The organism is Flavobacteriales bacterium (genome assembly GCA_013001705.1).
Taxonomy (GTDB): Bacteria; Bacteroidota; Bacteroidia; order Flavobacteriales_D; family JABDKJ01; genus JABDLZ01.
This window is the reverse complement of sequence record JABDLZ010000307.1, coordinates 1-7,816: the sequence shown is the minus strand read 5'-3', so window position 1 is coordinate 7,816 and position 7,816 is coordinate 1. Positions and strand designations below refer to the sequence as shown.

Annotated in this window: 4 protein-coding genes; 3 read left to right on the top strand and 1 reads right to left on the bottom strand. The window is 49.6% G+C overall.

Going from position 1 to position 7,816, the window contains the following annotated elements; all coding sequences use genetic code 11:
• A partial coding sequence (gene dnaE / locus HKN79_12395; GenBank protein NNC84367.1) for a DNA polymerase III subunit alpha occupies nucleotides 1-3,966 on the bottom strand: 3,966 nt, incomplete at its 3' end.
• Between the two features lie 270 nt (nucleotides 3,967-4,236).
• On the opposite strand from dnaE, the gene HKN79_12390 reads away from it, so the two are divergent.
• The 3 genes from HKN79_12390 to HKN79_12380 all read left to right on the top strand — a co-directional run.
• The gene (locus HKN79_12390) at nucleotides 4,237-5,019 is read left to right on the top strand and encodes a 30S ribosomal protein S16 (GenBank protein NNC84366.1); all 783 of its coding nucleotides are present in this window, start codon (nucleotides 4,237-4,239) and stop codon (nucleotides 5,017-5,019) included.
• Nucleotides 5,020-5,169: 150 nt separating this feature from the next.
• Nucleotides 5,170-6,858, top strand: a complete 1,689-nt coding sequence (locus tag HKN79_12385) for a hypothetical protein (protein ID NNC84365.1) — start codon at nucleotides 5,170-5,172, stop codon at nucleotides 6,856-6,858.
• 8 nt (nucleotides 6,859-6,866) lie between these two features.
• Nucleotides 6,867-7,816 (top strand): hypothetical protein (locus HKN79_12380; GenBank protein NNC84364.1); only part of this gene is annotated, 950 nt, incomplete at its 3' end.

Genomic DNA, 7,816 nt, shown 5'->3' with positions numbered 1-7,816 from the left:
GAGTAGATGTCTGAATTTGAGGTAGGATTCTTTGAATAGCCTGAATTCATACACACCATGATAGTCCTCCATTTCGAAGAGCCCCCAGAGATTCCCATTCTGGCTGGTTCGGTGCTCGGCTTTTGTGCAGATACCTCCAATGGCCATCTCACGATTGACCACTTTGTCCAGATCTTCCAGATAGCCCAGATGACCTTTTGAGAAATAGCGTAGCTCTACAAGGTAATCATCGAGCGGATGACCGGAGATGTACATCCCAATGGCCTCCTTTTCCCGCCTGAGAGTCTCCATGCGGTTCCAGGATACGGTCTGTAGAGGCTGAGGTTCATTGAGCTGGATCTCCTCGGTGTCACTGAATAGATTCAGTCCACTGTTTCCTTGTTGAAAGGCTTGACCGAATCGCACAAGTTCATCTAAGAAGCTCTTACCATCTGCATTCTGGGCCAGATATTGGCTACGCATCAATCCAAAGCTATCCCAGGCTCCACCGATGATCATATTCTCAAAGCTCTTCTTATTGGCCGATTTCAGGTCGATCCGTTTGACCAGATCATAGACCGATTCATAGGGGCCGTTCTCTATCCGTTCGGCTACAAGGGCTTGCACTGCGCCTTCTCCCACACCACGTATCGCACCCATCCCAAATCGTACCTCTCCTTTATCATTCACCCTGAATCGATAATTGGATTCATTGATATCCGGCCCGAGTACTTTGACGCCCATACTTCTGCACTCTTCCATGAAGAAGCTCACCGTCTTGATGTTGTCCAGGTTATTGGACAGGAGGGAGGCCATGAATTCGGCCGGATAGTTCGCCTTGAGGTAGGCCGTGTGGTAGGCGATCAGTGCATAGCAGGTGGAGTGCGATTTGTTGAAGGCATAGGACGCAAAGGCTTCCCAATCCTTCCATATCTTTTCTACTACATCCTCCGGATGACCGTTCTTCTTGCAGCCTTCGAGGAATTTGGGCCAAAGTGCATCTATGACGTCCTTTTTCTTCTTACCCATTCCCTTTCTCAGAGTATCGGCCTCACCTTTGGTGAATCCCGCGAGTTTCTGAGAAAGAAGCATCACCTGCTCTTGATAAACAGTGATTCCGTAGGTCTCCTTGAGGAATTCCTCCATGGCAGGCAGGTCGTACTTGACCTCTTTTCTACCATGCTTCCGTTCGATGAATTCCGGAATGTACTGCAAGGGACCTGGGCGGTACAGGGCATTCATTGCGATCAAGTCACCGAAGGTATCGGGCTTGAGGTGCTTCATATGCTTGCGCATACCGGCTGATTCGTATTGGAATATGCCGATGGTCTTTCCCTGCTGGAAGAGCTCGTAGGTCTTGGGGTCATCCAAAGGGATCTCGTCCTCATCGATCTCGATACCGTGTCGCTCCTTGATGAGTTCTATGGCATCCTTGATGATGGTCAAGGTCTTCAGTCCGAGGAAGTCCATTTTCAACAATCCGGCATCCTCTACCACCGAGTTGTCGAACTGGGTCACCAGTAGTTCGGAATCCTTGGCCGTAGTGACCGGGATGAGCTCTGAAATGTCTGTTGGAGTGATGATGACACCACAGGCGTGGGTACCCGTATTACGTACCGAACCCTCGATCTTCCGCGCTTGCTGAAGGGTGCGGGAAGGTTCACTATCTTTTTCCAATAGATCCCTCAGCTCCAGTGCATTATCATATTTATCCCCAACCTTTGATTTAAGCTCGCTTTGCTCGAGCCCAAAGAGTTTGGCCAGCGAGGTCTCGGGAAGGAGTTTGGCCAGTCTATCAGCCTCTGGCAAGGGGAGGCCCAATACCCGAGCTGCATCCCGTACTGAGGATTTGGCGGCCATGGTACCGTAGGTGATTATCTGTGCGACTTGGTTCTTGCCGTACTTATTGACCACCCATTCGATCACCTTGTCCCGGCCTCGGTCATCGAAATCGATATCGATATCCGGCAACGAGATACGGTCCGGATTAAGGAATCGCTCGAAAAGTAGGTCGTACTCGATCGGGTCTACATTGGTGATGCCGGTACAATAGGCCACGGCCGATCCCGCGGCAGATCCACGCCCCGGACCTACCGAGACACCCATTTCACGCGCTTGACGGGTGAAATCCTGTACGATCAAGAAGTATCCCGGATACCCGGTATTCTCGATGGTCTCCAGTTCGAAATCCAGTCGTTCCTTGATCTCATCGGTGATCTCCTTGTAGCGCACCTTGGCCCCCTCGTAGGTGAGATGACGCAGATAGGCATTCTCACCGCGTTTTCCGCCATCTTCCTCATCCTGAGGGTCGATGAATTGCTCAGGGATGTCGAACTTGGGTAACAGGACATCTCTGGCGAGGTCATAGGCTTCGATCTCATCTACCAATGCACCGATATTCTCTATCGCTTCCGGTAGATCCCGAAAGAGGTGCTTCATCTCATCGGAGTTCTTCAGGTAGAACTCTTCATTCGGAAGTCCAAAGCGTTCTCCGCGTGCGATCCGTGTGCCATACTTCTTGGGGGTGACTATATTCTCTGCATCCTTGATGCAGAGCAGTACATCCTGGGCAGGTGCATCCTCCTTGTTCAGATAGAAGGTGTTGTTGGCCGCTATGAGCTTGACATCGAATTCACGCGACCATTCGATAAGCTTGGTGTTGATGACCTCTTCTTCTTTGAGTCCATGTCGATTGATCTCCAGATAGAAATCCTTGCCGAAATGCTCTTTGTACCAAAGAAGGCTCTCCTTGGCCTGAGTCTCACCGACATTGAGCAGGAGATAGGGGATCTCACCGAATAGACCCCCGCTGAGGATGATCAAGTCCTCTTTGTACTCGAGCAGTAGGTCCTTGTCGATACGAGGTACATAGTAGAATCCATCCACATGTGCGGCCGTACTCAGTTTGGCCAGATTGTGATAACCCTTCTTGTTCTTGGCCAGGATCACGATGGAGTGACCATTGTCTTTCTCCGTCTTGTTCTTGTGGTCGCGACAGACATTCAGTTCACAACCCACGATGGACTTGATTCCTGCAGCCTTTGCAGCCGCGGTGAACTGGTAGGCCCCGAACATATTGTTCTCGTCTGTCATTGCCACTGCTGACATGCCAAGTTCCTTGGCCTTGGCCACCAGTTGCTTGACATGAGATGTGGATTGGAGGATGGAGAAGGCCGTGTGATTGTGCAGGTGGATGAATTCCCCTTCGGCCATGCGGTCTTCTTTCTCCGTGACGCTGGTTTTAGCTCCTTGAACTGTATGTACAGTCTCCTCGTCCTCACTGTCTTCCTTCTCACTCGGCAAAGCCTGGTAGGGCTCTATATTCAGACCGATCAATTGGATGGTATCCGGATTGGCCTGCCTGAATGCATTCAGGAAATTCGCATCGCGATCTAATCGCTCGGGAGTGATGACACCGAGCCGGATGAGCTCTAGAAATGCACGAGTGGTCGCCTCTACATCTGCTGAAGCATTGTGCGCTTCATCGAAAGCACTTCCGAACAGCTTGGTGTAGAGCTCTGTGAGTGTAGGCCATTTGAACTGTCCGCCTTTTCCTCCAGGAAGTTGACAGTATTCTGTCGACTCGAGTTTCGTATCGATGGTCTTGATATCGTGCAGCACAGTATCGAATCCAGCTCTCAAAGCTTCCGAACCCACCACACCGAGGTCGAATTCGATATTGTGACCGACATTGAATTCTGCTTTCTTGAGCGCTTTCTCGAACTCTTCCAGCACAAAAGAGAGAGGTACCCCCATTTTCTGAGCACGCTCGGTAGAGATCCCATGCACCTGCTCAGAAGCGTATGGAATCGTGAACCCATCGGGCTCTACTATGAAATTCTTGACCTCGATGAGTTGCCCGTGCTCATCGTGGACTTGCCATGCGAGTTGGACCAAGCGGGCCGAGGACCAGGCTTCTAAGTCAGTATGTGGAGCTCCATATCGTAGGGGGAATCCAGTGGTCTCGGTATCGAAAATAAGGAACATAGGTCCTGTAAGCTATTGAAAATGAAATATATGGATGTGCTGGCAGCCGAGCTGCGCCTCTTGTTCAAATGTATTATTCAATGTGGTTTATGAAAGCTGACCAGAGCTGCTTTTGTACACAATGGGAGATTGTCTGACGCTCAGAGATAAATCGATAAGATGCTTCCCAATTCCAACTATTTACCCGACATTTGCCGCCCCTTACGAGGGATTGAAATATTTCCTAGATTAATTAACCGGGTTTAGGACCCTTTTAAAACAATTAACCCCATGGCGACAAGAATCCGCCTTCAAAGACACGGTAAGAAGCGCTACGCATATTACCACATCGTAGTAGCCGACCAGCGTTCAAAGCGAGATGGTAAGTCCATCGAGCGTATCGGTGAATACAATCCGAACACGAATCCTGCAACCATCAACCTCGATTTCGATAGAGCTCTCTATTGGTTACAGACAGGTGCACAACCTTCTGACACCATGCGAGCCATACTATCCTACAAAGGAGTGATGTATAAGAATCACCTACTCAATGGTGTGAAGAAAGGCGCACTGTCCGAGGAAGAAGTAGAGAAGAAATACGAAGCATGGATGGCCGATAAGGAATCCAGGATCCAAGCCAAGCGTGATTCGATCAAGAAGAAGATCGACACCGAAACAGCTTCTAGAATGGAAGCAGAGGCCAAGATCAAGGAAGAGCGTGCAAAAGAGATCGCTGCCAAGACTGCTCCTATCCCAGTGGAAGGCGAAGCAGCTCCTGAAGGTGAAGCCGTAGCTGAAGGAGAAGAGGCACCGGCCGCTGAAGCTTCCGAAGAGGCAATCGCAGAAGTGCCAGCTACTGAAGAAGCTGAAGCACCTGCAGAAGAAGCCGTAGCTGAAGAGACCGAAGCTCCGGCAGAGGAGGTTCCTGCTCCAGCGGCAGAACCTGTAGCTGAAGAAGAAGCCGCACCGGCTGAAGAAGCTGCTCCTGCCGAAGAAGCTCCAGCAGAAGAGCCTAAAGCAGAGGCCGAGGAAGAAGCCAAGGCAGAAGATTCTAAATCTGAAGAAGAAGAGTGAATCTCTGACCTCATTCAAGAACTATGAAAACAGATCCAAAGCACATCGTGCTTTGGATCTGTTTGTTTATAGACACGTCAATCCTAATTGAGGAGAACTTTCACGGGTCCTATTCGTAGAACGTGGATAGGAATATCTTAATCTTGACTCATGTTCAAATCAGTGCCGTCAACGGTCTTCGTCATTCTACTTCTTCTCAGTTCAGCTTGTACGAAAGAAGAGTATGTGATCGATGAGAACTTCTCAGTACCTGGCCTCGAGCCATCGTTGGCCATACCGCTCGCCAACACTGATTTCGGTCTCGGAGAACTGATCATGCCTCTGGGTCTTGAGGACGAGGTCATCAATGAGCCCGGTACACAGATGGCCTTGATGTTCAGAGAACGCCTCTTCGAGATTGGTCTGGAAGACCTGGTCCAACTGCCGCCTTTGGAAGTCGAAGAGAGCTACGTGGCCGATGCGATCACGGCTGCAGTATTCAATGCGACCTTGGAAGGTGCGGATATTCCCATCTCGGAGAGCTACAATCTTCCTTTTGACTTCGAGAATGGTGAACAACTGGATTCCATCCGACTGGGCGATTCCAATCTGAGTATCGAATTGCAGTCTAGTTTCAGACATGATCTGAGTATCACATTGACTATTCCAGAGATGCTGACTCCCACTGGAGAGATGTTCAGTACACAATTCCAATTGGACTATACCGGGGATGTCCCAGTGATGAATGCGGTCGATATCGATGTATCCGATCATCTCTTGGACTTCAGTGCCCCGGATAATGAGAACGAACTGAATATCCTGGCCGATTTCATCGTGACCCACAGCGGTGAGATGACCAATGCAGGAGATAGTGTCTATTTCGAATTGGCACTGAGTTCTAATAGCATCCGCTCGGCCTATGGATTCTTAGGTCAATTCACCGGCATAGCTGAGATAGATACCCAGCGGGTGGATGTATTCGAGAATATCGATGCAGAGAATATCTATTTCGCTGATCCAGCAATCGAGCTGGACCTATTCAATAGCAGCGGTATTCCCATGGAGATCGATTTCACGAGCCTATTTGCTCCGACCAATTCAATCACCCAATTGATCACAGGAGGAGCCTTGGAAGACATCCCAGTGGTCCTAGGCGCTATCACTCCTGGAACAACTGCTCTGACCGAGCATCGTATTGATAACAGCAATACCGACCCCTCATTGAGCGACATGCTCTCAGAAGGTCCGGTTGACCTGATATACACTGCCGCTGGTGAGACCAATCCCGAAGGGTTCAGCCACAACTTCATTCTGGATACGAGCAAGGTCAGTTGCGATGCAACGGTCATCCTACCCTTGTATGGTGCAGTAGATGGCTATCGATTCGCTGATACGCTCGATGTGGATCTGAGTACAGACCTCGGTCTCGGTGAAGAAGGCATGTTGACCATCGATGATATAGAGTCCGTGCAGATTCGCATCATTGCGGACAATGGGCTTCCGATCGATACGCGTATGCAATTGGTCTTTCTAGATTCCTTACAACAGGCAAGTGACTCTTTATTCATGGGTCAAAGCGATGTGCCGGTTTTGCTTTCCGGGATTGTGGATCACAACTTACCAGAGACGCATCCCGATCACGGAAGGGTGGTGGCTGCGAGACGTTCAGTTACCGATGTGATACTTACGCCTTCTCGGCTAGAAGAACTTACTGAAGGAGGAGTCAAATATCTGGTCATCAAGATAGTAGGTTCTACTTCTGAGGGTAATTCAGGTGAGATGGTGCGATTCTACCCAGAGGACCGATTAGCAGTGCAGGTATCTGCCAAGATTGAAACCGAAATCGACATTTCAGAGTAAAAGGAGGTATGTGCTTACGAATCACACTTCCTATCCTGATGGTACTCAGCCTGATATCGAGTACCGCTCAACAGGATCTCATGCTCTATAATTTGCCCAATGTGGCGCAGAGTATCTATGTGAACCCAGCTCACGCTCCGCATGATGGGATCCATATCGGTCTGCCATTCTTGTCTTCGACAAGTCTCCAGCACAGCAATAGCACCTTCAATCCGGCCAAGCTATTCGAGAACGTGGAAGGAAGAGTCGAATTCAGGACCGAGGCCTTCTTGGATAACATCAGGGAGAAGAACAATCTGGGGCTGGAGATGTCATCGGATCTATTCTCCATCGGGCTTCCCATCAAAGGGCATTATTTCAGTTTTGCCATCAGGGACCGGCTGAGTGCTGGTCTGGTGCTACCAGGTGACATGCTTCGTTTCCCATTCATTGGAAATGGTGACTTCGATGCGACTGATGGAATCTTGGACTTTTCCAATCTGGCCATCGATCTGAATCACTTCACGGAGTACGGTTTCGGTTGGTCCATGACATTGAAAGATAGATTCTACATAGGTGCCCGCACCAAGATCCTATTCGGTAAAGAGAATATCTCTACTGCTGACAATACCATTCAATGGATCACAGATCCTGTAGATTACACTTGGACGGTCGAAGGAGATGTGATGGTACAATCTTCCGGGGTGGATAACCTCCTGGATAGCATAGATGGCAATGCACTATTGGAGAACGGACGCATAGGAAAGTACATGTTCGGGAGCAGCAATACCGGTCTAGGTGTGGATCTCGGATTCGGGATGCAGATGAATGAAAGACTCGACTGGGGTATAAGCGTGGTCGATCTGGGATATATCCGATGGAAAGAGGACAATCGCAATTTTACCGGTGTAGGTGCTGAATTCGGATTTGCGGGAATCGAGATCACAGAGGCTTTTGTACAGGAGGGCGGTTCCTTCTC